26 protein-coding genes are annotated in these 26,088 nt (G+C 45.5%); 14 read left to right on the top strand and 12 right to left on the bottom strand.

The window, feature by feature from the left end; genetic code table 11:
- Positions 1 to 313 precede the first annotated feature (313 nt).
- The 3 genes from P4S59_RS02135 to P4S59_RS02125 form a co-directional block, all read right to left on the bottom strand.
- Positions 314 to 1,360 carry an MJ1255/VC2487 family glycosyltransferase gene (locus P4S59_RS02135; protein WP_337167929.1) on the bottom strand — a complete coding sequence of 349 codons (1,047 nt, stop codon included), beginning with the start codon at positions 1,358 to 1,360 and terminating at the stop codon, positions 314 to 316.
- Between the two features lie 3 nt (positions 1,361 to 1,363).
- Positions 1,364 to 1,912 (bottom strand): phosphatase PAP2 family protein, encoded by a 549-nt coding sequence (locus P4S59_RS02130; RefSeq protein WP_005392260.1) that lies wholly within the window; start codon positions 1,910 to 1,912, stop codon positions 1,364 to 1,366.
- 152 nt (positions 1,913 to 2,064) lie between these two features.
- Positions 2,065 to 2,862 carry an SH3 domain-containing protein gene (locus tag P4S59_RS02125; protein ID WP_047009047.1) on the bottom strand — a complete coding sequence of 266 codons (798 nt, stop codon included), beginning with the start codon at positions 2,860 to 2,862 and terminating at the stop codon, positions 2,065 to 2,067.
- A 516-nt stretch (positions 2,863 to 3,378) separates the two neighbouring features.
- Between P4S59_RS02125 and leuA the strand changes: the two genes are divergently transcribed.
- The 5 genes from leuA (at position 3,379) to P4S59_RS02100 (ending at position 9,141) form a co-directional block, all read left to right on the top strand.
- Complete coding sequence (gene leuA, locus P4S59_RS02120; protein WP_006742733.1) at positions 3,379 to 4,926, top strand: 2-isopropylmalate synthase; 1,548 nt, start codon at positions 3,379 to 3,381, stop codon at positions 4,924 to 4,926.
- Between the two features lie 82 nt (positions 4,927 to 5,008).
- On the top strand, positions 5,009 to 6,100 hold the full coding sequence (gene leuB, locus P4S59_RS02115) for a 3-isopropylmalate dehydrogenase (protein ID WP_337167928.1): 1,092 nt from the start codon (positions 5,009 to 5,011) through the stop codon (positions 6,098 to 6,100).
- Positions 6,101 to 6,210: 110 nt separating this feature from the next.
- Complete coding sequence (leuC, locus tag P4S59_RS02110) at positions 6,211 to 7,611, top strand: 3-isopropylmalate dehydratase large subunit (protein WP_316684392.1); 1,401 nt, start codon at positions 6,211 to 6,213, stop codon at positions 7,609 to 7,611.
- An 11-nt stretch (positions 7,612 to 7,622) separates the two neighbouring features.
- The gene (leuD, locus tag P4S59_RS02105; RefSeq protein WP_009707791.1) at positions 7,623 to 8,225 is read left to right on the top strand and encodes a 3-isopropylmalate dehydratase small subunit; all 603 of its coding nucleotides are present in this window, start codon (positions 7,623 to 7,625) and stop codon (positions 8,223 to 8,225) included.
- A gap of 133 nt (positions 8,226 to 8,358) precedes the next feature.
- Positions 8,359 to 9,141 (top strand): DUF547 domain-containing protein, encoded by a 783-nt coding sequence (locus tag P4S59_RS02100; RefSeq protein WP_145533390.1) that lies wholly within the window; start codon positions 8,359 to 8,361, stop codon positions 9,139 to 9,141.
- 99 nt (positions 9,142 to 9,240) lie between these two features.
- On the opposite strand, the gene djlA is transcribed toward P4S59_RS02100, so the two are convergent.
- The gene (gene djlA, locus P4S59_RS02095; RefSeq protein ID WP_005383076.1) at positions 9,241 to 10,095 is read right to left on the bottom strand and encodes a co-chaperone DjlA; all 855 of its coding nucleotides are present in this window, start codon (positions 10,093 to 10,095) and stop codon (positions 9,241 to 9,243) included.
- A 266-nt stretch (positions 10,096 to 10,361) separates the two neighbouring features.
- Here djlA and lptD point away from each other — a divergent pair, with 266 nt between their 5' ends.
- From lptD to P4S59_RS02065, 6 genes are all read left to right on the top strand, one after another.
- Entirely contained in the window at positions 10,362 to 12,707 is a 2,346-nt protein-coding gene (gene lptD / locus P4S59_RS02090; RefSeq protein ID WP_085342743.1) for an LPS assembly protein LptD, read from the top strand.
- A gap of 60 nt (positions 12,708 to 12,767) precedes the next feature.
- Positions 12,768 to 14,051 (top strand): peptidylprolyl isomerase SurA, encoded by a 1,284-nt coding sequence (gene surA, locus P4S59_RS02085; RefSeq protein ID WP_337167927.1) that lies wholly within the window; start codon positions 12,768 to 12,770, stop codon positions 14,049 to 14,051.
- Positions 14,041 to 15,039, top strand: coding sequence for a 4-hydroxythreonine-4-phosphate dehydrogenase PdxA (pdxA, locus tag P4S59_RS02080; protein ID WP_258507038.1), 999 nt, complete (start codon positions 14,041 to 14,043; stop codon positions 15,037 to 15,039). Before surA ends, pdxA begins: the two co-directional genes overlap by 11 nt.
- A complete protein-coding gene (gene rsmA, locus P4S59_RS02075; protein ID WP_005379669.1) occupies positions 15,036 to 15,845 on the top strand; it encodes a 16S rRNA (adenine(1518)-N(6)/adenine(1519)-N(6))-dimethyltransferase RsmA in 810 nt (269 codons plus the stop codon). The genes pdxA and rsmA overlap by 4 nt, the downstream gene beginning before the upstream one ends.
- A 75-nt stretch (positions 15,846 to 15,920) precedes the next feature.
- Positions 15,921 to 16,301 carry a Co2+/Mg2+ efflux protein ApaG gene (gene apaG, locus P4S59_RS02070; RefSeq protein WP_005379668.1) on the top strand — a complete coding sequence of 127 codons (381 nt, stop codon included), beginning with the start codon at positions 15,921 to 15,923 and terminating at the stop codon, positions 16,299 to 16,301.
- Between the two features lie 15 nt (positions 16,302 to 16,316).
- Entirely contained in the window at positions 16,317 to 17,123 is an 807-nt protein-coding gene (locus tag P4S59_RS02065) for a symmetrical bis(5'-nucleosyl)-tetraphosphatase (RefSeq protein ID WP_109168751.1), read from the top strand.
- A gap of 266 nt (positions 17,124 to 17,389) precedes the next feature.
- Here the strand turns inward: P4S59_RS02065 and folA are convergent, their stop codons facing one another.
- The 6 genes from folA to rplU all read right to left on the bottom strand — a co-directional run bounded on the left by folA (position 17,390) and on the right by rplU (position 21,319).
- A complete protein-coding gene (gene folA, locus P4S59_RS02060; protein ID WP_005392293.1) occupies positions 17,390 to 17,869 on the bottom strand; it encodes a type 3 dihydrofolate reductase in 480 nt (159 codons plus the stop codon).
- Positions 17,870 to 17,878: 9 nt separating this feature from the next.
- The gene (locus P4S59_RS02055) at positions 17,879 to 18,352 is read right to left on the bottom strand and encodes a threonine/serine exporter family protein (RefSeq protein WP_005392295.1); all 474 of its coding nucleotides are present in this window, start codon (positions 18,350 to 18,352) and stop codon (positions 17,879 to 17,881) included.
- Positions 18,352 to 19,152 (bottom strand): threonine/serine exporter family protein, encoded by an 801-nt coding sequence (locus P4S59_RS02050; RefSeq protein WP_337167926.1) that lies wholly within the window; start codon positions 19,150 to 19,152, stop codon positions 18,352 to 18,354. The genes P4S59_RS02055 and P4S59_RS02050 overlap by 1 nt, the downstream gene beginning before the upstream one ends.
- Before the next feature lie 195 nt (positions 19,153 to 19,347).
- Positions 19,348 to 20,523, bottom strand: a complete 1,176-nt coding sequence (gene cgtA, locus P4S59_RS02045) for an Obg family GTPase CgtA (protein WP_005383091.1) — start codon at positions 20,521 to 20,523, stop codon at positions 19,348 to 19,350.
- A 206-nt stretch (positions 20,524 to 20,729) separates the two neighbouring features.
- Entirely contained in the window at positions 20,730 to 20,987 is a 258-nt protein-coding gene (rpmA, locus tag P4S59_RS02040) for a 50S ribosomal protein L27 (RefSeq protein WP_005383095.1), read from the bottom strand.
- Between the two features lie 20 nt (positions 20,988 to 21,007).
- Positions 21,008 to 21,319, bottom strand: a complete 312-nt coding sequence (gene rplU / locus P4S59_RS02035) for a 50S ribosomal protein L21 (protein ID WP_005383096.1) — start codon at positions 21,317 to 21,319, stop codon at positions 21,008 to 21,010.
- A 256-nt stretch (positions 21,320 to 21,575) separates the two neighbouring features.
- Here rplU and ispB point away from each other — a divergent pair, with 256 nt between their 5' ends.
- Positions 21,576 to 22,547, top strand: coding sequence for an octaprenyl diphosphate synthase (gene ispB / locus P4S59_RS02030; protein WP_005392297.1), 972 nt, complete (start codon positions 21,576 to 21,578; stop codon positions 22,545 to 22,547).
- Positions 22,548 to 22,636: 89 nt separating this feature from the next.
- Here ispB and P4S59_RS02025 read toward each other — a convergent pair whose 3' ends face one another.
- Together P4S59_RS02025 and mdh are read right to left on the bottom strand one after the other, a co-directional pair.
- Positions 22,637 to 22,828 (bottom strand): hypothetical protein, encoded by a 192-nt coding sequence (locus P4S59_RS02025; RefSeq protein ID WP_005392299.1) that lies wholly within the window; start codon positions 22,826 to 22,828, stop codon positions 22,637 to 22,639.
- 113 nt (positions 22,829 to 22,941) lie between these two features.
- Entirely contained in the window at positions 22,942 to 23,877 is a 936-nt protein-coding gene (gene mdh, locus P4S59_RS02020) for a malate dehydrogenase (RefSeq protein ID WP_046874036.1), read from the bottom strand.
- A 359-nt stretch (positions 23,878 to 24,236) separates the two neighbouring features.
- On the opposite strand from mdh, the gene argR reads away from it, so the two are divergent.
- A complete protein-coding gene (argR, locus tag P4S59_RS02015; RefSeq protein WP_337168629.1) occupies positions 24,237 to 24,707 on the top strand; it encodes a transcriptional regulator ArgR in 471 nt (156 codons plus the stop codon).
- 405 nt (positions 24,708 to 25,112) lie between these two features.
- Entirely contained in the window at positions 25,113 to 26,081 is a 969-nt protein-coding gene (locus P4S59_RS02010) for a TAXI family TRAP transporter solute-binding subunit (RefSeq protein ID WP_005392302.1), read from the top strand.
- Positions 26,082 to 26,088: the final 7 nt, after the last annotated feature.

Below are 26,088 nucleotides of genomic sequence, written 5' to 3'. Positions count from 1 at the left end.
AATAACAACAACTTGATAAAAACATAAAAAACTATAAAACACGTAAAAGCGCATTCTTTGAGGAAGTATTTAGCAAATTGATGAGACGGATGGTCACCACATGCATGCATTTACCTCAGTTATTGGTCGAGAGCAAACCAACAGATGACGACTATATCTCTGAGTGAAATTTGCACTTATCAGTCAAATTATCAGCAAATACACATTGAATAGAAATGAAAGAGAAAGAATAAAAATGCAGCCTTCTAGATTGAAAGGCTGCAACAAAATCGTGTCAAAAATAGGAAGGAACAATGTACTTAGAACAACGTACTTAAATGTTCGACACGTAACTTGGGAAATCAACTTGCTCCCACAACTGTTTGGATAACTCCGCTTGTGAATCCCACGCGCCTTGCAATACCCAATGGACAATGGCCTGAGCAACATCTGGGTATTTCACACTTTCGGCTTGTTGCTCCTTTAGCCACTGGCGTACTGCGGAAATGTCTAAGTTCTCCATCGACATCGCAAGTCCTAAGTCTTCTAAGGTCGCGACATTGCTTTGTTGCTCAAACTGACCTGCGAGTGGCTTAAGCAATAATTTTTTTCCTAGAGACAGAGCTTCCGAAGGGAGCTCGAATCCACCATTGGCAATGACACCACTACAGCGATGTAAATGATGCTGAAAGTTGCTGTGGCATAAAGGGCGTAATTCTATGTTTTCCACTTGCTCACATTCGATCACATCGGGGTGATAACAGATAAACGCTTGTTGATTAAAGTGGAACAATAAATCAGAGATGTCTTCAATCGATTCGAACGGTAGATACACCAAAACAAAATCGTCATTTTCCGCTTGGCTATCGACGGTATGCACTATCGGTGGTAGCAAAGGTTGATCAAAATGATGCCAATGCAAACCAAGGTGGTGTTGAGAAGGCGCAAAGTATTCAATGACGGATTTGTCTAACCAACTCGCTCCCTTTAACGGCACTGGATAACGGAAAGCATTTTGATGACTGATACCAATCGACGGCTTATTTTGTTGTTTTGCCGCCCATGCCGTAACAGGCTCGAAATCATTGAGCACAAGATCATAGGACGACAAATCAAGCTGTTTAACTTCTTTGCAAAATTGCACTAAATTGTTACTCAATGCTGTTTTCGCATAGTTCACTGAACCTTTTTCAGTGATAAAGGTGAAGCCTCGGCGAGTCTGATAATCGCCAAACGCTTCCATTGAAAAGTACTTTTCAGGCGCTCGTCCAGAAAACAAAAAATCGACCTCAACCTCGTGCTCTTTAAACGCATGACTCATCGCCCTTGCACGCGCAATATGTCCGTTTCCTGTACCTTGAACACCGTATAAGATTTTCATCAATTAGCCTCCCAGCATCGCAATCGCTAATCCACCACAAAGGCTACCTAGCAGTGCACCAATGATGACATCGGTAAAAAAGTGCACCCCCAATAAGATTCGCGCAGTTCCTATTAAACTTGCCCAAAAGAATGCTGCAATACCTAAACTCGGATAGAAGTGCTCAATCAGCGTAGCCATCACGAACGCTGCGGCGGTATGTCCTGAAGGCAGGCTATAGCGATCAGATGGGGTAATAAAAGCAGGAAGGAGTGCACTGAGTTCTTCAGGGCGACGACGCTTAAAACTGTTTTTCAGCGTCCAATAAATTGGCAACTCGATAGCAAAAGCAAGTAAACCCGCCAGTAAAAACCAGACTCCCTGCTCTTTATCTAAATACCACGCTAATAAACCTAGCACCAAGTACAGATGTCCGTCACCACTGTGGGAGACTCCTTTACTGATGTTGGCAACTTGCTGATTAAAACGGTGCTTAAGACAAACACTAGAGAGCGCTAAATCAAACTTAGCAATGGTTGCAATTGGCTGTGTAATTGTCTCTATGGTTCGCATGTGGCCTTTCCTTACTTTGACAACGCCGTTGTGTGAAAAGTAGGAGGTTTAGGTGACAACTGCATGACGGGAGTTTGGACAATTAATGACAAATGCCAAATTAGGGTGTGCCCAATAATCTATCTATTGAGCACAATCATAGGAGAGAACGCTTAAGAAGGGTTTGCTTGCTGCGGTTGAGGCGTATCGATATACCAGACTTTTCTCTTCTTACGACAGGCGCGCAAAGAGCCCATCGTCATGTCGCCATCTTTTGTCAGCTCGTAGCTAAGGGAGCGGCAAGTGTAATTTCCTGACAGTTCATGCTCTATGCCCGTTTGCTCAGTTGTGCTCGAAGCAGACTCTAAAAGAGGATTAGGCTGTGTAGAAAGAATGTCACGATTTACCACATTGCTGCGCGCATAATCCTTATGGACGTAACCTTTTATCACGCCTTTCTGTTCAACAAGAAACCAAGGTTGATCCACCACTTTTGCCAACACATTAAAAACTTCCCCTTTAGATAACACGCCAAGCTTTTCTCCTTCTAGGCTCGGCTTGGATCGCAAGTTTAATGTGGTCTTAGAGCGATAGGAGACATCCATAAACTCAACTGGGTTTGAGGTATCCACACCGTCAGCTGTTGGTCGGAAGACTTCCGCTTGTTGTTTCTCACTAGGTTGCACTCGGATCTTCCACCACGAATAGGTTTCCGGATCTTTGCCTTTAAATTTATCTCGACTGTCCGACTCAAGAGCAACGAGCATTTGATTCAAAAACGATTCACGTCCCTCGTAGCTCAAGAATCGATCCATTTGATCATTAATCACCATGACACTCTGAGAGTGATCATTAATAGCAACAGGGGAAATCTCTGCCATATAGGTTTGAGATTGAAACAGCTGACAACCCGATAAGCTGACCAGAGTAAATACTGCGGCTGAACGTCCAAATTGTTTTGCTAACCTCATTATTCCTTAACCCTTCTTTTTACCTAGTGCAACTGCACTACTATAAATGGTCATTCAAAACTTTTGCCAAACAATTCGGGCCTTTGTGTGACAAGTCGCAATCCCAATGTTTGTTTTGGTAATGAAACGTCGCAAACTTGATGAGAACTTGCCTCTTCTAGCACGTTTCTATCGCACCATGCTGTTTCACTTAGCGCATCATTTTTCTCGAGCAAATGAAAAGACTCATCCGATATGAATAAAAAATCGACTTTAGGGTTGACGCGCTCCATGGAGTGCGGTACTAATTTGTTAACTTAATTATGTGGAAAGCTTAACAACACTATGTCAGCTCATTTTTCTATTCTGCTTAGCCTCCTCCTGATCGTGACCAGTTCGCGCGGGTAGGCTGTGGAAGAAAAATAACCACACCAATTTCTAAGAACCCGCATGAGAATGCGGGTTTTTTTATATCTAAATACTGGAAGTAAACGATTAACTTGCACGTAAAGTGCAGAAATCAGGAAGGAAGCAAACATGAACGATCAGGTCATTATATTCGACACCACATTGCGTGATGGCGAGCAAGCGTTGTCAGCAAGCTTGACGGTTAAAGAAAAACTGCAAATTGCCTATGCGCTGGAAAGACTCGGCGTTGATGTTATCGAAGCTGGCTTCCCAATCTCTTCACCTGGTGATTTCGAGTCGGTACAAACCATTGCAAAAAACATCAAAAACAGTCGAGTTTGTGCCCTTTCGCGTGCCGTTGCGAAAGATATTGATGCCGCCGCTGAAGCATTAAAAGTGGCCGACCAATTCCGTATTCACACGTTTTTAGCCACTTCCACCATTCACGTAGAAGACAAACTACGCCGCAGCTACGACGATGTACTTGAAATGGCGGTCAACGCCGTTAAACATGCGCGTAACTACACCGATGATGTCGAGTTTTCTTGTGAAGATGCAGGGCGTACTCCTATCGACAACCTATGTCGCATGGTAGAAGCTGCCATCAATGCAGGTGCGAGCACAATCAACATTCCAGATACCGTTGGCTACACAGTACCAAGCGAGTTTGGTGGCATTATTCAAACCCTTTTCAACCGCGTTCCAAACATTGATAAAGCGATCATCTCCGTTCACTGTCACGACGACTTGGGGATGTCAGTTGCCAACTCTATTGCCGCCGTTCAAGCCGGCGCGCGTCAGATAGAAGGCACCATCAATGGCATTGGTGAGCGAGCGGGAAACTGTTCACTTGAAGAGATCGCAATGATCATCAAGACGCGTCAAGAGTTCTTGGGCGTTCACACTGGCATTAAACATGATGAAATTCACCGCACCAGTAAATTGGTGAGCCAGTTATGCAACATGCCAATTCAGAGCAACAAAGCGATTGTGGGCGCGAATGCCTTTAGCCACTCTTCAGGTATCCACCAGGATGGCATGTTAAAGAATAAGAATACCTACGAAATCATGACCCCTGAGTCGATTGGCCTTAAAAACCAAGCACTAAACCTAACCAGCCGTAGTGGTCGCGCAGCCGTGAAGAGCCACATGGACACCATGGGATACAACGAGGACGAGTACAACCTAGACGCTCTATACGCGGACTTCTTGAAACTTGCCGACCGCAAAGGCCAAGTGTTCGATTACGATCTAGAGGCCCTAATGCACTTCTCGAACCTGCGTGAAGAAGATGACTTCTACAAACTGAACTACCTAAGCGTGCAATCGGGCAGCGTAATGGCCACCACCAGCATCAAAATGCAATGTGGCGATGAAGAAATGTGTGAAGCGGCAGTCGGTAATGGCCCAGTTGATGCGCTATACCAATGTATCTACCGCGTGACAGGCTACGACATCGTACTGGATAAATTCGACCTAACCGCGAAAGGCGAAGGTGAAGATGGTTTGGGTCAAGCTGACATCATTGCCAACTACAAAGGTCGTAAATACCACGGTACGGGCGTTTCCACCGATATCGTTGAAGCTTCCGGCCAAGCACTATTGCACGTTATTAATAGCATCCACCGTGCAGACAAAATCGAAGAAATGAAGCAGAAAAAGATTGCGACTGTGTAATAACAACCGAGCTACATGGCTCAGGAAAGAACACGCTCGTTGAAATAATTAAGCTCAAAATTAGAAAACTTAAAGGATTAACATGACAGACAAATCATACAAAATTGCCGTCCTACCCGGTGACGGCATCGGCCCGGAAGTAATGGCGCAAGCACACAAGGTATTGGATGCTATCGAAAAGAAGCACGGTATTGCGTTTGAGCGTGACGAGCATGATGTAGGCGGTATCGCGATCGATAATCACGGCTCTCCACTTCCAGAAAACACAGTAAAAGCATGTGAAGAGTCTGATGCAGTCCTATTCGGTTCAGTTGGCGGTCCGAAGTGGGAGCACTTGCCACCAAATGACCAACCTGAACGCGGTGCCCTACTACCACTACGCAAACACTTCCAACTGTTTTGTAACCTACGCCCAGCGCAAATCCACGCAGGCCTGGAAGCTTTCTCACCACTTCGTGCTGACATCTCAGGCCGTGGCTTTGACATCGTGGTGGTCCGTGAACTGACTGGTGGTATCTATTTCGGCCAACCGAAAGGTCGTGAAGGTGAAGGCGCAACAGAAAAAGCATTTGATACTGAGGTGTACCACCGCTTTGAGATCGAACGTATTGCAAAAATCGCTTTTGAGTCTGCTCGTCTACGTCGCAAGAAAGTGTGCTCTATCGACAAAGCGAACGTTCTACAAAGCTCTATCTTATGGCGTGAAGTAGTCGAAGAAATCGCAAAAGATTACCCAGATGTCGAGCTATCACACATGTACATCGACAACGCAACCATGCAGCTTATCAAAGACCCAGCACAGTTCGACGTAATGCTGTGTTCGAACATCTTCGGCGACATCATTTCTGATGAGTGCGCGATGATCACTGGCTCAATGGGTATGCTGCCTTCAGCAAGCCTTAACGAAAGTAAGTTCGGTCTGTACGAGCCAGCAGGCGGCAGCGCACCAGATATCGCAGGTAAGAACATCGCCAACCCAGTAGCACAAATCCTATCGGCAGCACTGATGTTACGTTATAGCCTTGGCGAAGAAGCCGCAGCACAAGACATCGAAGCAGCGGTGTCGAAAGCACTTTCAGCTGGCGAGCTAACAGGCGACCTTGCAGGCAACAACCCGGCACTTACAACATCAGAGATGGGCGATAAGATCGCTGAGTACATCTTAAACTCGTAATACAGAACAGATTCATAATAAATACTAAATCCTCCATCCACCAATGACTTACCTCTAAGTCATTGGTGCTAAAACAAAGCAACAAGGATAACGAGGAAAGGAAGCAAACAATGGGCAAAACACTATACGAAAAAGTCTACGACGCACACGTTGCCGTCGCAGCAGAAGGGGAAAACCCTATCTTGTACATCGACCGTCACTTGGTACATGAAGTGACCTCTCCGCAGGCTTTTGATGGCTTGCGTGAAAAAGGTCGCAAAGTGCGTCAGGTCAGCAAAACTTTTGCCACCATGGACCACAACGTTTCGACAACCACCAAAGATATCAACGCATCCGGTGAGATGGCGCGTATCCAGATGGAAACGCTATCAAAAAACTGTGAAGAGTTTGGCGTTACGCTTTACGACATCAACCATAAATACCAAGGTATTGTGCACGTTATGGGCCCAGAGCTTGGTATTACCCTACCGGGCATGACGATTGTTTGTGGTGACTCGCACACGGCTACACACGGTGCATTTGGCTCGCTAGCATTTGGTATTGGTACCTCTGAAGTTGAGCACGTATTAGCAACTCAAACTCTAAAACAAGCGCGCGCTAAAACGATGAAGATCGAAGTGAAAGGCAAAGTGGCTCCGGGCATCACGGCTAAAGATATCGTGCTAGCGATCATCGGTGAAACAACAGCTGCTGGCGGTACCGGTTACGTAGTTGAATTCTGTGGTGAAGCGATCACAGACCTTTCAATGGAAGGCCGCATGACCGTATGTAACATGGCAATTGAGCTAGGTGCAAAAGCCGGTTTGATTGCGCCAGATGAAACTACATTCGAATACATCAAAGGCCGTAAGTTCTCACCTCAAGGTGCGGATTTTGATGCCGCTGTAGAATATTGGAAGACATTAAAAACTGACGATGATTCCCAGTTTGATGCTGTCGTGACACTAAACGCAGCGGATATCAAACCACAAGTCACTTGGGGTACTAACCCAGGTCAGGTTATCGCGGTAGACCAACCGATCCCAGCACCAGAAAGCTTTGCTGACCCAGTAGAAAAAGCATCGGCAGAAAAAGCTCTGGCTTACATGGGTCTAGAAGCAGGCAAGTCATTGTCTGATTACAACGTCGATAAAGTCTTCGTTGGCTCTTGTACTAACTCACGTATCGAAGACATGCGCGCAGCGGCGGAAGTCGCGAAAGGTCGCAAAGTCGCGTCTCACGTTCAAGCGCTTATCGTTCCTGGCTCTGAGCAAGTAAAAGCGCAAGCGGAAGCAGAAGGCCTAGATGTCATCTTTAAAGAGGCGGGCTTTGAGTGGCGCCTACCAGGTTGCTCAATGTGTCTAGCAATGAACAACGACCGTTTGGGTCCACATGAACGTTGTGCGTCTACTTCAAACCGTAACTTTGAAGGCCGCCAAGGTCGTGATGGCCGTACCCACCTAGTGAGCCCTGCGATGGCAGCGGCAGCAGCAATTGCTGGTCACTTTGTAGATATTCGTGAACTAGACTAAGGAGCAAACAAATGTCAGGCTTTAAACAACATACAGGCTTAGTTGTTCCTCTAGATGCAGCGAACGTTGATACTGATGCCATCATTCCAAAACAGTTCCTACAAAAGGTGTCTCGCCTAGGCTTTGGTAAACACTTGTTCCATGACTGGCGCTTTCTAGATGATGCTGGCGAACAGCCAAATCCAGAGTTCGTGATGAACGCCCCACGCTACCAGGGCGCTTCCATCTTGCTGGCACGTGAAAACTTCGGTTGTGGCTCATCTCGCGAACACGCACCGTGGGCGCTAGCGGATTACGGCATAAAAGCGATGATCGCACCTAGCTTTGCCGATATTTTTTACGGCAACTCGATCAACAACCAAATGGTGCCAGTTCGTTTGACTGAGCAAGAAGTGGATGAGATCTTCCAGTTTGTTGAGGCGAATGAAGGCGCAGAAGTCGAGGTCGATTTAGAAGCGAATGTGGTTCGTGCCAACGGCAAAGAGTACAGCTTTGAAATCGATTCGTTCCGTCGTCATTGCTTGCTAAACGGTTTGGACAACATTGGCCTAACCCTTCAGCATGAAGATAAGATTGCTGAGTACGAAGCGAATATCCCAAGCTTCTTAAGCTAATTAAAATCGCAATTTAAACAAAAAAAGGTTGGCTTATGTCAGCCTTTTTTCTTTTATTTTCATTGCCTCAAGAAAGAAACTTCGCCTTATGCAGGTCTACACTATCAACAATATCTCATTCAAAGGTATCTCTATGAAGCGTCTGTTATTGCTATTGTGTGCTCTGGTTTCTTTCTCAGCGTTCGCTGCTCCTAAATCTGACTTGTGGCCGTATTGGCAACAATCGAATCAGGCCAACCAAACACACATTTCCCACCAGGAATGGCAACAACTGTTAGACAATTACTTGGTTGAACAAGGTGAGAATACTTTGTTCCGCTATAGCAAAGTCACGGCTTCCGACAAAGCGAAGTTAAAGCAGTACATCCGACGACTGGTAAAACTCGACCCATTGCAGTACAACCAAGCAGAGCAATATGCCTATTGGGTAAACCTTTACAACGCCATCACGGTAGATCTTATTTTGGATAACTATCCAGTCGAATCCATCACCAAGCTAGGTGGTTTATTTAGCTTTGGTCCTTGGGGAGACGATGTGGTCGTGGTCAACGGGAAGGATCTAACTTTAAACGATATTGAACATCGAATTTTGCGTCCAATTTGGAATGACCCAAGAACGCACTACGCCGTAAATTGTGCAAGTTTGGGATGCCCTAACCTACAAGCTCAAGCATTCACTGCCGAAAACACTGAAGCCTTACTTGAAAGTGCTGCCAGAACGTTTATTAACAGCAACAAAGGCGTATCCATTCAAGGAAACACGGCACAGCTGTCTTCCATTTATGATTGGTTTGCAGCGGACTTTGGTGGAGAAAAACAAGTCTTCAACCACATCGCGAAGTACGCGCCACAGTACAAAGACTTCTCTGGAAAAGTGAAGTACGAATACGATTGGAGTTTGAATCAAGCTGACTAATTTATCGTCACCGCTCAGCTTGCAACGCTTTTGGTCACCCGTAACCCAAAAGCTAAAAGGGCACCAAGTGCCCTTTTTATTTTCTAGATTTTGACAAAATCACTTAAAGCCTTTGACCTTTTTAATCAGATCGTAAGCGTTTTGAATCTCTTGAGATTTTTCTTTCGCTACGTTCATCATCTCTGGTGGTAGGCCTTTAGCCATCAATTTGTCTGGGTGATGCTCGTTCATCAGTTTACGATAAGCACGCTTGACGGTTTTACTGTCGGCATCTGAAGACACATCCAGAATTTTGTACGCGTCAGCCAGTTGATCCGCTTGTGAAGCTTGTTGCCAGCTACCACCAGAAGATTGGCCTTGATGCTGACCATGAAAACCACCCTGGCTTTGGAAACGGAATGCGGCTTCTTGCATTTGCAAGCGACGCTCTAGCTGCTCAGAAGAGAAACCCAAACCACGTGCTATTTTGTGTAACACATTTCGTTCACTAGGATGAATCGAGCCGTCAGCAAAGGCCGCCGAGATTTGTAGTTCAAGGAAAAATTGCAACAAGTCAAAACGGCCTGCTGTCGAAATTTTCACACGAACAAGAACGTCTTCTAACGGAAAGTCACTGTCTTTACCTTCACGAAACGCATCTTGCGCAGCGCGGCGCTGTTCGCCATGCAAATTCATGCGGTCCATCATTGCAGAAGCAAGTTGGATTTCCTCTTTGGTGACTTGGCCTTTCGCTTTTGCCACATGTCCCATTACCGCAAACGCCGCTTTAAAAAATTCTTCTTGGCGCTGAGCTTGGCTCGGCCCTTTTCCAAAGCCGCCAGTAGAGAACCCGGCTTGACTCAAGCGACGTGCTTTATCGAATTGATGGCCAATAAATAAGCCAAAGAGTAAACCTAGCGGCCCGCCAAGTAACAAGCCAAAAAAGGCACCCAGAATTTTGCCAAAAATATGCATTATGTGTTCTCTATCAATGAATTTTTATCGACGACGGCGGTCTTATAGTGCCGGATGCAACGATTTCCTTTATGATAATGGAATTAGTTTTATTTCGGCTAGGCCATTTCGCCTGCTTATCTTTGCAGCTATTTTGTCGTCATTATGCCACAGTGAATCAATACGCTGGGATAAATGCGACTATAGTTGATTCATTTGGCTATTACGCTAGGGTACAACAAGCCCTATAGCCATCGAGTAGTAGTGACACAGGAAAGTTCAATTCAATGCAACATTTCTCCCGCACATGTTTAGCGGCCTCTATCAGCACCGCCTTGTTTGTACCCACCACTCAAGCTGAAGCGAATATCCATGATAGTGTGCAGGAAATGCCCGCCACAGATCAATGTTTGGTCGATACCAGTGGCGAGGAGGACGCTCTTAATACCCCAGTAGTGGTAGAAGCTGACACCCTGCAAGCCATCAATGGTGACAAAGCTCAGTACTCAGGTAATGTACAAGTCACCCAAGGTCAGAAGAAAATCACCGCAGATAGCGTAACGCTGCACCAACAAGACAACGTCGTGGTTGCCGAAGGCAACGTGACTTTCAATGACGGCCAAGTCAAAGCTCGATCTGATCGTGTTACTAATGACATCAACCAAGACACGTTTTCACTGGAGAACACCGATTATCAGTTCCTTTGCCAACAAGGTCGAGGCACAGCAGCATACATCGCGCGTACAGGTCAGTCGGTTTATGAACTCGAAGATGGTTCTATTACATCATGTCCTCAAGGCGACAATTCATGGCGTTTAGTGGCATCAGGTATTGACGTTGACCAAGATGAAGAGACGGCGACGCTGCACCATCCTCGATTTGAAGTGTTAGATGTGCCTGTTTTCTATGTGCCGTATCTAACCATGCCAATTGGAGATACGCGTAAAACGGGTTTCCTCTTCCCTTCTTTATCGTATGGTTCTAGCGATGGTATGGAAGTCGAGGTGCCATTCTATTGGAACATCGCGCCTCAATATGACATGACGCTCACCACGCTCTATATGCAGCAGCGTGGAACAAAACTCGACACGGATTTCCGCTACCTAACGGATGGTTGGGGGAATGGTGAAATCAAAGGCGAATACCTCAATAGCGATCGCAAATATCAAGACGAGTCTCGTTGGGGCTACCAAGTTAAACACGACGGTATCATCAATAAACAGTGGATAGTCAAAGTCGATTACTCAAAAGTGAGTGATATTGATTACTTCCTCGATCTCGACTCCGATATTGGTAACCGTGAAGATGGTCAACTGGTTCAAGAAGGACAAGTACAATATCGTTCTGATTTCTGGGATGCTTCGTTAACCGTTCGTGACTTCCAAATCTTATTGAAAGAAGAGAACCGCCCTTATCGCCTGCTTCCTCAGTTAGACTTGAACTACTACACGCCATTGTGGGGAGATTACCTCAACTTTGACGTGAAGAGCCAAGTGAGCCGCTTCGATACCAGCGATACTGCGCGACCAAATGCGACCCGTGTTCATATTGAGCCAGGGCTTACATTGCCGCTTTCAAATTCATGGGCAACGTGGACAACGGAAGCTCGCGTGCTTTCCACGTACTACTCTCAAGACTTAACGGGTCTGACAGATGTCAACTTACAAAACCAGTTAGATGACGAAGTTTCTCGTGTTATCCCCGAGTTCCGTACGCATGCGCAACTTTACTTAGAGCGAGACACGAGTTGGATCAAGGGCTACACACAAACACTGGAACCTCAGCTACAGTACTTGTACGTACCTGAAGAAGATCAAACCAATATCTACAACTACGATACCACCTTGCTACAAACCGACTACTACGGGCTATTCCGCAGTCGTAAGTACAGTGGCATTGATAAAATCGCCTCTGCGAACCAGTTAAGCTACGGTGCGAGTACTCGCTTCTTTGATGATGACTATAAAGAGCGTCTTAACGTTTCATTTGGTCAGATTTACTACTTCGATAAAAAGACCAAACTGAGCAACAGCCCAAATCTTCCGGATGAGACCACCAACTACTCATCATGGGCGATTGAAGCTGATTTCAACTACAACGACTACTTGTTCTATCACGGTGGAATTCAATACGATATCGATTTGAGCTCCATGCAGTTGGCGAACAGCACCTTAGAGTACCAATTTAACGGTGGCTTTATTCAGGGTAACTATCGTTACGTCACGCGTGAATACATCGAAGATACGATCATTCTCGAAAACCTAGACACAATTACTCGTAAAGGCATTTCACAAGCAGGTATTGTAGCGGCCTACGAGTTCAACCCGAACTGGTCTGCAAGTGGTCAATACTACTACGACCTAAATGAAAATGCGGACCTAGAATGGCTAGCGAGCCTGCGTTACCAGTCTGACTGTTGGTACATTGGTGTGACTTACGCCAACCAATTGCTTGGTTGGGAAAACCAAACTATCGGCAGCACTGGCGCATCACCTGAATACGAAAATAACTTTAGCGTTAACTTCGGTATTCAAGGCTTTGCGACCAATCAGCGTGAAGACACTGCAGTCAAAGAACTGGATGGTTCTGACAACGCGATTAAGTACGGCCGCCCATTCTATCTGAACAATTAATCGAAATAGGCGTCTTAAATGAATAAGACGCCTATTCAAAAAATACTGACGGAATTTTAAATGAAAATTTGGAAATCAATCTTATTCACGACCCTACTCTCTTGCGGAGCGGTTGCAGCACCAGTAGAGATCGATAAGGTTGCGGTCATCGTGAACGACGGTGTAATTCTACAAAGCGACATCGAAACAGCGATGAAAACGCTGCAAGCCAACGCACGTCAAAGCGGAAAGAGCTTACCTTCTGCTAGCGTGTTAAAAGAACAAGTTGTTGAAAAGCTGATTATTGACACGTTGCAAGGCCAAGAAGCAGACCGTATCGGTGTGCGTATTGACGATAACCGCTTAAACCAAGCGATTGCGGAGATCGCACGTAATAATGAACAATCTGTAGAACAACTCGCCGCTTCTGTAGAAAGTGAAGGCTTGAGTTACCCAGAATTCCGCGAACAAATCCGTAAGGAAATCGCCGCTTCAGAAGCCCGTAATGCACTGGTTCGTCGCCGTATAAATATCCTTCCAGCAGAAGTCGACAGCCTTGCTGAGCAACTATCACAAGAAACCAATGCGACCGTTCAATACAAAATTGGACACATTCAACTGCGCTTCTCTGATGACAAAGAAAAGTCTACTGTAGAAGCAGAAGCAAAAGCGCTGGCGAAAAAGCTAAACGAAGGTGCAGACTTTACGGAGATGGCCTACACCTACTCAAAAGGTCCTAAAGCTTTACAAGGTGGTGACTGGGGTTGGATGCGTAAAGAAGAGATGCCAACCATCTTTGCCGATCAGATCAAAATGCAAAACAAAGGCAGCATCATTGGCCCATTCCGTAGTGGTGTCGGTTTCCACATCCTAAAAATTGAGGATGTAAAAGGCCTAGAAACGGTTGCGGTAACGGAAGTAAATGCGCGTCATATTTTGATTAAACCAACCGTGATTCTGAGCGATGAAGGGGCGAAGAAGCAACTGAATGAATTTGTACGCCGCATCAAAGCTGGCGAAGCCACTTTCGCTCAACTGGCAACACAATACAGCCAAGACCCTGGTTCGGCAGCGCAAGACGGTGAGCTAGGTTATCAAACGCCAGATCTGTACGTGCCAGAATTTAAACACCAAGTAGAAACTCTGCCTGTTGGCTCAATCAGCGAACCGTTCAAAACCGTTCACGGCTGGCATATCGTTGAAGTGTTGGATCGTCGCCAAGTTGACCGCACTGACTCAGCGATGAAGAACAAGGCTTACCGTATTCTATTTAACCGTAAATTTAATGAAGAAGCGGGCGCATGGATGCAAGAGCTACGCGCAAGTGCGTTTGTTGAAATCGTGGATGACAACAATGACAACTAATACAATTCGTAGAATTGTCGTAACCGCAGGGGAACCTGCGGGTATCGGCCCAGACTTAGTGCTTGCCTTATCGAAGGAAGATTGGGCACACCAAATTGTCGTCTGCGCCGATAAAAACATGCTGATGGACAGAGCCAAGCAGCTTGGCATTGAAGTCCAACTGTCTGATTACAATCCAGAAGAAATGCCTAAAGCACAAAAAGCAGGCACGCTTATCGTTGATCATATCCAAATATCGGAACCTGCGGTCGCAGGCGAGCTCAACGAAGCGAATGGTCACTATGTACTAAAAACGCTAGAAAGAGCCGCTTTAGGCTGTATGAATGATGAATTTGATGCTATTGTCACCGGCCCTGTTCATAAGGGGGTGATTAATCGCGCAGGTGTTGCATTCAGTGGTCATACTGAATTTTTCGCCGAGAAGTCACAAACGCCGCTAGTCGTCATGATGCTAGCAACGGAAGGACTACGCGTGGCGCTGGTCACAACACATATTCCTTTAGCGTATGTGTCCAAAGCGGTCACCGAAGAGCGATTAGAAAAAATCATCGATATTCTTCATAAAGACCTTGTAGAAAAGTTTGCTATCGCCCAACCAAACATTTACGTTTGCGGGCTTAACCCTCATGCTGGTGAAGATGGCTGCTTAGGTCGTGAAGAGATCGAAACCATCACTCCGACACTGGAAAAGATTCGACAAGAAAAAGGTATCAACCTGATCGGCCCTTTGCCGGCAGATACCATTTTCAATGAAAAATATTTAAATGATGCTGATGCTGTTTTAGGCATGTACCACGACCAAGTGTTGCCAGTATTAAAATACAAAGGCTTTGGTCGTTCAGTAAACATTACTCTTGGTCTACCTTTTATTAGAACATCGGTGGATCACGGTACTGCATTAGATCTGGCAGGGACAGGTCAAGCGGATACAGGGAGTTTCCGAACAGCGCTCACGCATGCGATAGATTTGGTAGAGAAGAAACAATGAGAAATGATGTCCATTTAGGACACAAAGCGCGTAAACGTTTTGGTCAAAACTTCCTGAACGATCCATACATTATTGATGGAATCGTATCAGCGATTAACCCAAAACCAGGTCAAAACCTGGTTGAAATCGGTCCTGGTCTTGGTGCAATCACTGAGCCGGTAGGTCGTGAAGTGGATAAGTTCACAGTTATCGAATTAGACCGCGATCTGGCGGAACGCCTACGTACTCACCCTGAACTGGCGGATAAGTTGACCATCCATGAGGGTGACGCTATGCGATTTGACTTCACTCAATTGGTGAAGCCAAACAACAAGCTACGCATTTTCGGTAACTTGCCGTACAACATCTCTACACCATTGATGTTCCACCTTTTTGAATTCCATAAAGACATTCAAGACATGCACTTTATGCTGCAAAAAGAAGTGGTAAACCGCCTAGCCGCCGGCCCTGGCAGCAAAGCTTACGGCCGTTTAACGGTAATGGCTCAGTACTACTGTAAAGTGGTACCAGTACTGGAAGTGCCGCCAACGGCATTCGTTCCACCACCGAAAGTGGACTCTGCTGTCGTTCGTCTAGTGCCATACGAAGAGCTACCATGCCCTGCGAAAGATCTGCGTTTGCTGGATCGCGTTTGTCGTGAAGGCTTTAACCAACGTCGTAAAACAGTTCGTAACTGCTACAAATCGTTGTTAAGCACAGAAGTACTAGAAGAGCTAGGTGTTAATCCAAGCATGCGTCCAGAGAACCTGACGCTAGAACAATTCGTCGCGATGGCGAATTGGCTTGCGGATAACCCGCAGCACTAAGAACTCAAACGATAAGCCAAACCCTTGCCGGTTTGGCTTATTATTATTGGGATATTACGTTTCTGAGGAGTGCACATGGACGTCATTCAACCTTGCATCAAAATTCAAGTTCACACCAAATACATCGAAGAACAGTCCAATCCTGAGCTACAACGCTACGTTTTCGCCTATATCATCACCATCAAAAACCTTAGCCAACAAACCGTGCAGTTAGTGAGTCGTCGCTGGTTAATCACAGACTCGAATGGCAAGCAAATGACGGTTGAAGGTGATGGCGTGGTGGGTCAACAACCTTTTATTCCAAGCAATGATGAATACACGTACAGTAGCGGAACCGCGTTAGAAACCCCTGTCGGCGTTATGCAAGGGCACTACAAAATGCTGGATGAAAAAGGACAGGAGTTCATCACCGAAATTGAACCATTTCGTCTTGCTGTTCCAAATGTTTTAAATTAGTAAATTGGAGATTCAGTGGCTACCTATATTGTTGGTGATATTCAAGGCTGTTTTGATGAATTGCAGCGACTACTAGAACAAGTCTCTTTCTCTGCGAAAAAAGACCAACTTTGGCTCGCTGGTGATTTGGTCGCCAGAGGGCCTAAATCACTAGAAACTTTACGCTTTGTGAAGTCGCTTGGCACAAGCGCAACCGTGGTGCTTGGTAATCACGACCTTCACCTGCTCGCCGTTGCTCACGGGATAAAAAAGGTCAAAGACAAAGATAAAACCGCGCCTATTTTCACTGCACCCGATAAAGAAGATCTATTGGCATGGATAGCTCAGCAACCTCTTATGGCCGAGCATGACGAGTTCGTGATGTGTCACGCTGGGATATCACCGCAGTGGAATCTAAAAACCGCAAGAAAATGTGCCCGCGAAGTTGAACGCATCATCCAAAGTGAAGAGCTGCCTTGGCTCTTAAAAAACATGTACAGTAATCAACCTGATTCCTGGGATGACTCTCTACAGGGTTTGGATCGATACCGTTATATTATCAATGCTTTTACGCGGATGCGCTTTTGTTTCCCCGATGGTCGTTTGGATATGGATTGTAAACTACCACCACAACAAGTTTCCGGTAACGAACTTATTCCATGGTTTGATGTACCTCAGCGCGTTCACCTCAATAAAACGGTGTTATTTGGTCACTGGGCTGCACTACAAGGCCATGTAGACGAAGAGATCATCGGACTAGATACTGGCTGTGTTTGGGGCGGAAGCCTAACCATGCTCCGTTGGGACGATAAGAAAATCTTTACTCAGGATGCGTTAAGTTAAACACTGAATAATAGTCGATAATCCATCGTAGGGAGAATGCCTGTTACCTAACATCTCCTGTAGAGTCATTCCAGCGACTTAGCGAAACTAGGAATCTAATATCCGCACGCTGCGGGTAGATAGAGATACCTTTGACAACAAAGTACTCGTATAGAAGATCCTGAATCACGCTCCTCCGTCGCTTTCAGGATGATGGCAGGCCGGGATGGCCGCTCGGTGTTATACGAACGGCATTACCGTATTAACTACGCTGTTTTAATTTCGAATTACTTTTCTAACACAGTAAAGCGCATGTTGTAGGCGTTCTTCTCATCCGCTTGATACGTTTCTGAATAGGTTTCCTTAAATTGATCTCCCCAGTCTGGGAACTGAGTATCACCATCAATCGCGGCTTCAATGTGTGTTACATACAGTTTATTGGCCATCGGCAGACAAGCTGCGTAAATCGCACCACCACCAATGATCATCACTTCTTCCACGTCGCCAGCCACGTCCAAAGCTTGCTCAATCGATGTTACTGTAGTGACGCCCTCGATCTTTAGTGTCTCATCACGGCTGATAACAATATTCAAGCGACCAGGTAAAGGGCGACCAATAGACTCATAGGTTTTGCGTCCCATCACAACCGGTTTTCCCATAGTACAACGCTTAAACCAAGCGAAATCGGCGGGAAGATGCCAAGGCATTTGATTGTCTTTGCCAATGATGCGATTGTCGGCCATCGCGGCAATCATACTAATGATCATGTTAGGTCCTTATACAATAGGTCTGCGGCGATAGAATAACAGCCCTGGAACAGCAAGACCAACAGCTAAACCAGCAATAATAAACATGGCCTTAAGAAAGTTCTCCATACAAGTTGCAACGAGCTCAGGTGAATAACCAATATGGTTGATCTCAACCATGGCTATCATTGCTTTGTAAGCAAACACGCCAGGTACCATCGGGATCAAAGCTGCCACAGTGAACACTTTTGGGTGCGCGAGAAAGCGGCGAGACCAGTACACACCAATCATCCCAACTAGCGTCGCGGCAAAAAAGGTCGCCCATTCAATGGGAATACCAAACTGCATCATCAAATAACGGCTGCCGTGTCCAATCGCGCCGCCAACAGCGCAATACACTAAAGCTCTTTGTGGCACGTTAAAAACCAGTGCAAATCCAACTGCGGGAATCGCAGCGAAAAACATGTCATTCAGCAGGCCAAGCATCAAATCAAACAAACTCATTAGATTGCCCACCCCCAAATTCCAGTAACGCTCATCGCAGCAACGATGCCCAAACTCGTCGCCAACGTCAGTAAGCTGGCCATCACAAACCGGGCAATACCCATGTTAATGTGCCCTTTCAGCATGTCTGCTACCGAGTTGATCAACGGGAAACCCGGCACGAGCATTAATACCGACGATGCCATTGCAACGGTGGGCAGATTGCCGATTTGATAGATTTCAGCTTGCGCAGAAATTAAGGTCGTGACAAAGGCGGTCGCTGCAAAGTTCAGTAAAGGATTAAAGTGACGATGACCAATTTCTTGGCGAACGATCATGCCACCAGCTGATGCTAAAAAGGTCATAACAAATACCCCCAAATCACCACCTGCCAGATGACTGAATGCCGCACATGACAAGCCAATCATAAACACCACCAACCAGCGGTTATAACGCTCTGGACTGATGGCGTTCAGCTTTTTCTGCGCCATGGTTGCATCGAGCAGCCCACGCTCCATCATGATGCAGATACGTTGAATTTGCGTAATAACGCGCATATTAATGCCACGATCGGCACAACTTCGGGTGGTGGTGATGCAGTGTCCATCCATTACCGTCGTTACAACCAGTGCATTGGCTGATAGCGCAACCGCAACTTCATTAACCCCACAAGCAAGGCCAATACGGCGCATAATATCGCTCACCAGAGTACTTTCAGCACCATGAGCGAGTAGCATTTGCCCGGCTTGGGCAACAAGGCGAGAAATAGATCGTTGAGTGGATACCGCCAACTCTCCAGACGGTATGGTTTCTAGAGTCATAAATAAGTCTAATTCCTTTTAGGGTGTTGCTCATTCATACGCGAGAGGTCCAAACTAGCCCTCAAAAATCACGACGTATCGGCTATTGTGCCGTAAATCACACCATCTAAATATGATTTAGATACAAAAAAAGCCGCAATAAATAATTGCGGCTTAATGAATTATAGGCAAACAGGCATTGTTTGACGGTTCTGATTAGTCACGAACGTAGACAACGTGACCGTCATCTTCTTCATCGTCCCAGTCATCCCAATCGTCGTCGTCATCTTCAGTGATAACGTCTTTACCCGCCATCGCATCTTTATGGTAGTCATCCCACATGAAGTTAACTTTATCTTCTTCAGCCACTTCTTCCTCTTCGCGAGGTAGATTATCCATAAAGTCAGCCAGTTTGTAACAAAGCTCTTTAGTGCCGTTGCGGTTGATCGCCGAGATCTTAAAGTACTCGTCTTCCCAGCCTAGTGCGTCTAAGATTTCTTGGATCTTCTCATTCGCTTCTTCTTCAGGCATTAAATCAACTTTGTTGAATACTAACCAGCGTGGCTTGCTTGCCAGTTTTTCACTGTATTGCTCTAGCTCATCAATGATCGTTAATGCATTTTGCACCGGATCAGACTGATCAATTGGCATAATATCGATCATGTGCAGCAACACTCGGCAACGCTCTAAGTGCTTCAAGAATCGAATACCAAGACCAGCGCCATCTGCTGCACCTTCGATAAGACCTGGAATGTCTGCAACAACAAAGCTTTTCTCTGGTACGACACTCACTACGCCCAAGCTTGGGATCAACGTCGTGAATGGGTAATCAGCGACTTTTGGTTTTGCTGCTGAGACTGCGCGGATAAAGGTTGATTTACCTGCATTAGGTAGACCAAGCATACCAACGTCAGCAAGAAGCAATAGTTCAAGGCGAATTTCACGTACTTCACCTTTTGTGCCTAATGTTCTTTGACGAGGCGCGCGGTTTACTGAAGATTTGAAACGCGTGTTACCTAGACCGTGCCAACCGCCTTTTGCGATCATCACTTTCTTACCGTGTTCAGCAACTTCTGCCACGATTTCATTTGTGTGGATATCCACTGCGCGCGTACCTACAGGCACGCGAAGAACGATGTCTTTACCACGTTTACCAGTACAGTTACCACCGCGGCCATTCTCACCACGCTCCGCTTCGTAGAAGCGCTGGAAACGATAATCAATCAGAGTGTTAAGGTTTTCATCGGCTTGGATATAAACATCACCACCGTCGCCACCATCACCGCCATCAGGGCCACCTTTAGTGATGAATTTTTCACGCCAGAAACTGACAACGCCGCTACCGCCGTCGCCAGCCTGAACTTTTACTACCGCTTCATCTACGAACTTCATCTTTTACTCCGACTACTTCGTGCGTGGATTAAATCTACTTTGTCATCTGACAATTTTAGCAGATGACAGATCTAAGCTCCCAGCCCACAAATAACGTGGAAACGAGAAACTTCGATATGTCGACTGCCATAAATAAAAAACCCCGCCGATTCGGCAGGGCTTTTGAATTCAGCTTAAAGCTATTAAGTAACTTGGTAAAAACCTAATTACTCAGCTTCGATGCTTACAAACTTACGGTTCTTAGGACCTTTCACTTCGAACTTCACTTTACCTTCAGTAAGAGCGAATAGAGTGTGGTCTTTACCGATACCTACGTTGTTACCAGCGTGGAACTTAGTACCACGTTGACGAACGATGATGTTACCTGCAAGTACAGATTCACCACCGAAACGCTTAACACCTAGACGTTTGCTTTCTGAATCGCGGCCGTTACGAGTAGAACCACCAGCTTTTTTGTGTGCCATTGTTAAACTCTCCTAATAGATTAAGCGTTGATACCAGTGATCTTCACTTCAGTGAACCACTGACGGTGACCCTGTTGCTTACGAGAGTGCTTACGACGACGGAACTTAACGATTTTAACTTTATCGCCACGACCGTGTTGTACAACTTCAGCAACAATTTTGCCGCCCTCTACAAGAGGAGCACCAACTTTGATGTCTTCGCCGTTAGCAACAAGAAGAACTTTATCAAATTCTACAGTTGCACCAGTTTCAACGTCTAATTTCTCTAAACGAAGAGTTTGACCTTCGCTTACACGGTGTTGTTTACCACCAGATTGGAAAACAGCGTACATATTTTACTCCGCTTTTTCCGCACAGCCTTTCTTGAGGGTGTGCGCTAAACTAATCATCAATAGGGCGCAGATTCTACAGAATAGATGCTCCTATGACAAGCCATATTTTGAAAAAATTGGCGAAAAGCTAATCGCCAAAGAAAAGTGCGGCAATCATGCCCTTTAGTAATGTATTAATCAACGTTTTTTAGTGTATTATTCGACAATTATATAAATCGAATAAGCCTTGCAGGGTCTAACTTCAGCCGGATATACGATGGATTTTAAAACTATCCAAGCGCTTACTGCCGATGACATGGCAAAAGTGAATGAAACAATTCAAGCCCAACTTAATTCTGATGTCTCTTTAATCAACCAGCTCGGTTTTTATATCGTGAGTGGTGGAGGCAAACGTCTGAGACCGCTTTTAGCGATACTGTCAGCCCGCGCACTTGGTTACCAAGGCAACGGTCATACCATGGCAGCTGCGTTTATTGAGTTCATCCATACAGCGACTTTGCTGCATGATGACGTGGTCGACGAATCAGACATGCGCCGCGGTAAAGCAACTGCGAATGCTGCATTTGGCAATGCTGCTAGCGTGTTAGTTGGGGACTTTATCTATACTCGCTCATTCCAAATGATGACGGAGCTAGGATCCATGAAGATCCTTAAGCTAATGAGCAACGCCGTAAACGTGATCGCCGAAGGTGAAGTTCAGCAGTTGATGAACTGTAACGATCCTGACACGACAGAAGAAAGCTACATGCAAGTCATCTACTCTAAGACGGCACGCTTATTTGAGTCTGCAACTCAAATTGGCGCAATCTTAAACGATGCTCCTGAGCATGTTGAAATCGCAATGCAAAATTACGGTAAGTATTTGGGTACTGCGTTTCAGCTTATTGATGACGTCATGGATTACACCTCTGATGGCGAAGACATGGGTAAAAATGTGGGGGATGATTTGGCTGAAGGCAAGCCAACTTTGCCTCTACTTCACGCTATGCGTAATACCACGCCAGACAATGCCCTCATGATTCGCGAAGCAATTGAGAAGGCCAATGGCATGGATCGCTTAGAAGAAATTCTCGCGGTGATGAAAGAGGCCGGATCTCTGGAATACACGACGCAAAAAGCACTAGAAGAAGCAGACAAAGCGATCGAAGAACTATCAGTATTGCCGGAATCTGAATACAAGCAAGCGCTTATTACTCTGGCTCATGTCGCGGTACAACGCACGAAGTAATCATAGCAACCCATAACGCAAGACTTAAAACAAAAAGGAAGAGCAAGCTCTTCCTTTTTTGTATCTGATACCTAATGCCGTGATAAGCGCTAGTAATATCTGTCACTACCGCCATGCAGTTGTGGGTCATCTTCTATTTCATCAAAGCTAACCGCAATCTGCTGATCAGAACCTTGTTTCGACAACAGTACCGTCTCTGCTTCACGGTCGACCACCAATATCGTACCTACGCCCTGCTGGCATTCAACAACCATGCCTTTACGGATTCGACTTGCTTCCATCATCTTCTCCTTCACCACGTTGTTTTGATCAAGTAATTTTACGAAGCAGAGAAGCCAAAGATCAAAAAAGCCGATCATTTTGATCGGCTTTCTTCTTATTCGAGCTTTCTAGATTACTTTGCGAATTCAACACCAATATTGATGTCGCCATTTAGTGTTTCTAGCATACCGTCTAGTGCAGACTTTTCGTAGTCGCTGAGTTTGCCGTAGCTTAGTACTTCTTCTACGCCTTCTTTACCTAGTTTCACAGGCTGTGCGAAGTAAGTCGCGTGCTCACCGTCGCCTTCAACGTATGCACATTCAACTACGCCTTCTTCACCTTGAAGAGCACGAACTAGAGACAGACCAAAGCGACATGCAGCTTGGCCCATTGATAGTGTTGCACTACCACCACCCGCTTTCGCTTCTACAACTTCGGTACCTGCGTTTTGAATACGTTTCGTTAATGCTTCTACTTCTTCAGCTGTAAAGTCAACGCCTTCCACTTGAGACAGTAGAGGTAAGATCGTTACGCCAGAGTGACCACCGATAACAGGTACGCGAATGTCACCTGGATCTTTGTCTTTTAGCTCTGCAACGAATGTTTCTGAACGGATAACGTCAAGTGTTGTTACACCGAACAAGCGACGCTTATCGTAAACACCCGCTTTCTTAAGTACTTCAGCGGCAATTGGCACTGTTGTATTTACCGGGTTTGTGATGATACCAACACAAGCTTTCGGACAAACAACCGCAATCTTCTCCGCTAGCGACTTAACAATACCAGCATTTACATTGAATAGATCCGCGCGATCCATACCAGGCTTACGAGCAACACCTGCAGAAATCAGCACAACATCCGCACCTTCTAGTGCTGGAGTAGGATCTTCACCCGCGTAACCTTTGATAGAAACTGGCGTCGGGATGTGGCTAAGGTCAGCAGCCACACCAGGAGTTACTGGAGCAATATCGTATAGGGCTAAATCAGAACCAGCAGGAAGACGGTTCTTAAGTAGAAGGGCCAGGGCTTGACCGATGCCACCAGCGGCACCAATAACGGCTACTTTCATGTAGTTCTCCTTGAGAGTATTTCTCTTATAAACGTATTCGTAGGGTAGTTTGTAACCAACTTAAATAAAGCTATCGGAATCACAACTTGATTACAATCAATTAACGCTAGCTTTGCGACCTCGCGCAACTCGCTGTTACCGTGCTACAAATGGGGCTTGGATTATTCTTTTATTCTGTTGAAATGACAAGGAATTCAAGAAAACAAAAACAGCCCTACTTCATATAGTTAAAGAATTCCATGTGGTATATAGTTTACAGTGACGTAACTAACATAATACTGGGACTCTTTGGCACCGCATGAATATATATGCGAGAATATGCAAAATTGCTGACCCGTAATAAGAGATTCGTAATGACTATGCGCAATTCAGAAAAACAAGACAACTTAGTCCGCGCCTTTAAAGCCCTATTAAAAGAAGAGAGCTTTGGCTCACAGGGTGAGATTGTTGATGCACTCAAACAACAAGGATTTGAAAGCATTAACCAATCGAAAGTATCACGCATGCTGACTAAATTTGGCGCCGTCCGCACACGCAATGCAAAAATGGAAATGGTTTACTGCCTTCCTGCTGAGCTAGGCGTACCGACTGTAAGCAGCTCTTTGCGTGAACTGGTGCTAGACATTGACCATAACGCGGCATTAGTTGTTATCCATACTGGCCCTGGTGCTGCGCAGTTGATTGCTCGCTTGCTTGACTCACTGGGTAAATCCGAAGGTATTCTTGGTGTTGTTGCAGGTGATGACACTATCTTTATCACTCCAGCGATGGCGATTACGACTGAACAGTTGTTCAAATCAGTGTGTGAACTGTTCGAATACACTGGCTAAGTTCTTTCACATTTAGATCAGCTAACTCTTTGTGGGCTATAAAAGAAATCTCATTTTGTAGCCCATGATTTATGTAAATTTTTTGCTTATCCAGACCATTATCTAACCACCCATTTTGTGATTAACATCACGCAATTGATCTTTTTCACTTCGTTCACTTAATCCTTATTAAGTGTTTGTTATAAAAAGAATTAAATCACAAATCTAACACTATCCTCCTGCACAAGATTCAGACTTATCAACTATAACATTTAACAATTGGATAATTTTCTGCCAATTTTTTGTTATGATTCGCTCGCTTTTTCAAACGATTGGATTGGAAAAGATGCCGTTTCCAAATAGGAAACTCCAGAAGTGATTTATGGTTATTTCCGGGTAAATAATGAATATAAGGAAGGGAAATTCATGGCATTTAACAAACTTCTCAAAGTAGGCGCTATCGCTGCAGCAGTAATGGGTGCAGGCGCAGTTAACGCTCAAGAGTTTATTACTATCGGTACTGGCTCTGTTACAGGTGTTTACTACCCTACTGGTGGTGCTATCTGTAAATTGGTCAATAAAGGTCGTAAAGAACACAACATTCGTTGTTCAGTAGAATCGACTGGCGGCTCTATTTACAACGTTAACACTATCCGTGCTGGCGAGTTAGATTTTGGTATCGTGCAATCGGATTGGCAGTACCACGGCTACAACGGTACGAGTAAGTTTGCGGAACAAGGCCCGTACAAAAAGCTACGTGCAATGTTCTCTCTTCATACAGAACCTTTCAACATCATTGCTCGTGCAGATTCAGGTATCGAAAACGTTGAAGACCTAAAAGGTAAGCGCGTAAACATCGGTAACCCTGGCTCTGGTGACCGTGCAACCATGGGCGTTGTTATGGAAGCGATGGGCTGGACAAACGACAGCTTCAAATTGGCTTCTGAGCTAAAGGGCTCTGAGCGTTCCCAAGCACTTTGTGACAACAAAATTGACGCATTCATTTACATGGTGGGTCACCCGAACGGTTCAATCAAAGAAGCAACAACATCATGTGATGCTAAGCTAGTTTCTGCAACTGGCCCGAAAATCGATAAGATTGTTGCTGATAACCCATACTACGCCTTTAGCTCAGTGCCGGCTGGCATGTATCGTGGCACAGACAAAGACGTAAACAGCTTTGGTGTTGCGGCAACGATGGTTACAACAGCAGACGTTTCAGACGATGTCGCTTACAACGTTGCAAAAGCCGTGTTTGAAAACTTCGATACGTTCAAACGTCTACACCCTGCGTTTGCAAACCTGAAAAAAGAAGACATGGTGAAAGCGGGTCTATCTATCCCTCTTCACCCAGGTGCAGAAAAATACTACAAAGAAGTGGGTCTACTTAAGTAACTTCCTC

It is taken from the genome of Vibrio sp. M60_M70 (assembly GCF_037162085.1).
Lineage (GTDB): Bacteria > Pseudomonadota > Gammaproteobacteria > Enterobacterales > Vibrionaceae > Vibrio > Vibrio diabolicus.
Note: the sequence above shows the minus strand (reverse complement) of the source record. Positions and strands in the feature narration are given on the sequence as shown.

Excerpts from the sequence above, each read along its gene's own strand:
- folA (WP_005392293.1), bottom strand. The coding sequence starts at position 17,869 with ATGATCATTAGTATGATTGCCGCGATGGCCGACAATCGCATCATTGGC.
- djlA (WP_005383076.1), bottom strand. The coding sequence starts at position 10,095 with ATGCATATTTTTGGCAAAATTCTGGGTGCCTTTTTTGGCTTGTTACTT.
- leuC (WP_316684392.1), top strand. The coding sequence starts at position 6,211 with ATGGGCAAAACACTATACGAAAAAGTCTACGACGCACACGTTGCCGTC.
- P4S59_RS02010 (WP_005392302.1), top strand. The coding sequence starts at position 25,113 with ATGGCATTTAACAAACTTCTCAAAGTAGGCGCTATCGCTGCAGCAGTA.
- leuA (WP_006742733.1), top strand. The coding sequence starts at position 3,379 with ATGAACGATCAGGTCATTATATTCGACACCACATTGCGTGATGGCGAG.
- argR (WP_337168629.1), top strand. The coding sequence starts at position 24,237 with ATGCGCAATTCAGAAAAACAAGACAACTTAGTCCGCGCCTTTAAAGCC.
- P4S59_RS02125 (WP_047009047.1), bottom strand. The coding sequence starts at position 2,862 with ATGAGGTTAGCAAAACAATTTGGACGTTCAGCCGCAGTATTTACTCTG.
- P4S59_RS02050 (WP_337167926.1), bottom strand. The coding sequence starts at position 19,152 with ATGACTCTAGAAACCATACCGTCTGGAGAGTTGGCGGTATCCACTCAA.
- ispB (WP_005392297.1), top strand. The coding sequence starts at position 21,576 with ATGGATTTTAAAACTATCCAAGCGCTTACTGCCGATGACATGGCAAAA.
- P4S59_RS02100 (WP_145533390.1), top strand. The coding sequence starts at position 8,359 with ATGAAGCGTCTGTTATTGCTATTGTGTGCTCTGGTTTCTTTCTCAGCG.
- rsmA (WP_005379669.1), top strand. The coding sequence starts at position 15,036 with ATGAGAAATGATGTCCATTTAGGACACAAAGCGCGTAAACGTTTTGGT.
- mdh (WP_046874036.1), bottom strand. The coding sequence starts at position 23,877 with ATGAAAGTAGCCGTTATTGGTGCCGCTGGTGGCATCGGTCAAGCCCTG.
- rpmA (WP_005383095.1), bottom strand. The coding sequence starts at position 20,987 with ATGGCACACAAAAAAGCTGGTGGTTCTACTCGTAACGGCCGCGATTCA.
- surA (WP_337167927.1), top strand. The coding sequence starts at position 12,768 with ATGAAAATTTGGAAATCAATCTTATTCACGACCCTACTCTCTTGCGGA.
- pdxA (WP_258507038.1), top strand. The coding sequence starts at position 14,041 with ATGACAACTAATACAATTCGTAGAATTGTCGTAACCGCAGGGGAACCT.
- P4S59_RS02025 (WP_005392299.1), bottom strand. The coding sequence starts at position 22,828 with ATGGAAGCAAGTCGAATCCGTAAAGGCATGGTTGTTGAATGCCAGCAG.
- leuB (WP_337167928.1), top strand. The coding sequence starts at position 5,009 with ATGACAGACAAATCATACAAAATTGCCGTCCTACCCGGTGACGGCATC.
- cgtA (WP_005383091.1), bottom strand. The coding sequence starts at position 20,523 with ATGAAGTTCGTAGATGAAGCGGTAGTAAAAGTTCAGGCTGGCGACGGC.
- P4S59_RS02135 (WP_337167929.1), bottom strand. The coding sequence starts at position 1,360 with ATGAAAATCTTATACGGTGTTCAAGGTACAGGAAACGGACATATTGCG.
- P4S59_RS02055 (WP_005392295.1), bottom strand. The coding sequence starts at position 18,352 with ATGAGTTTGTTTGATTTGATGCTTGGCCTGCTGAATGACATGTTTTTC.
- leuD (WP_009707791.1), top strand. The coding sequence starts at position 7,623 with ATGTCAGGCTTTAAACAACATACAGGCTTAGTTGTTCCTCTAGATGCA.
- rplU (WP_005383096.1), bottom strand. The coding sequence starts at position 21,319 with ATGTACGCTGTTTTCCAATCTGGTGGTAAACAACACCGTGTAAGCGAA.
- apaG (WP_005379668.1), top strand. The coding sequence starts at position 15,921 with ATGGACGTCATTCAACCTTGCATCAAAATTCAAGTTCACACCAAATAC.
- P4S59_RS02130 (WP_005392260.1), bottom strand. The coding sequence starts at position 1,912 with ATGCGAACCATAGAGACAATTACACAGCCAATTGCAACCATTGCTAAG.
- lptD (WP_085342743.1), top strand. The coding sequence starts at position 10,362 with ATGCAACATTTCTCCCGCACATGTTTAGCGGCCTCTATCAGCACCGCC.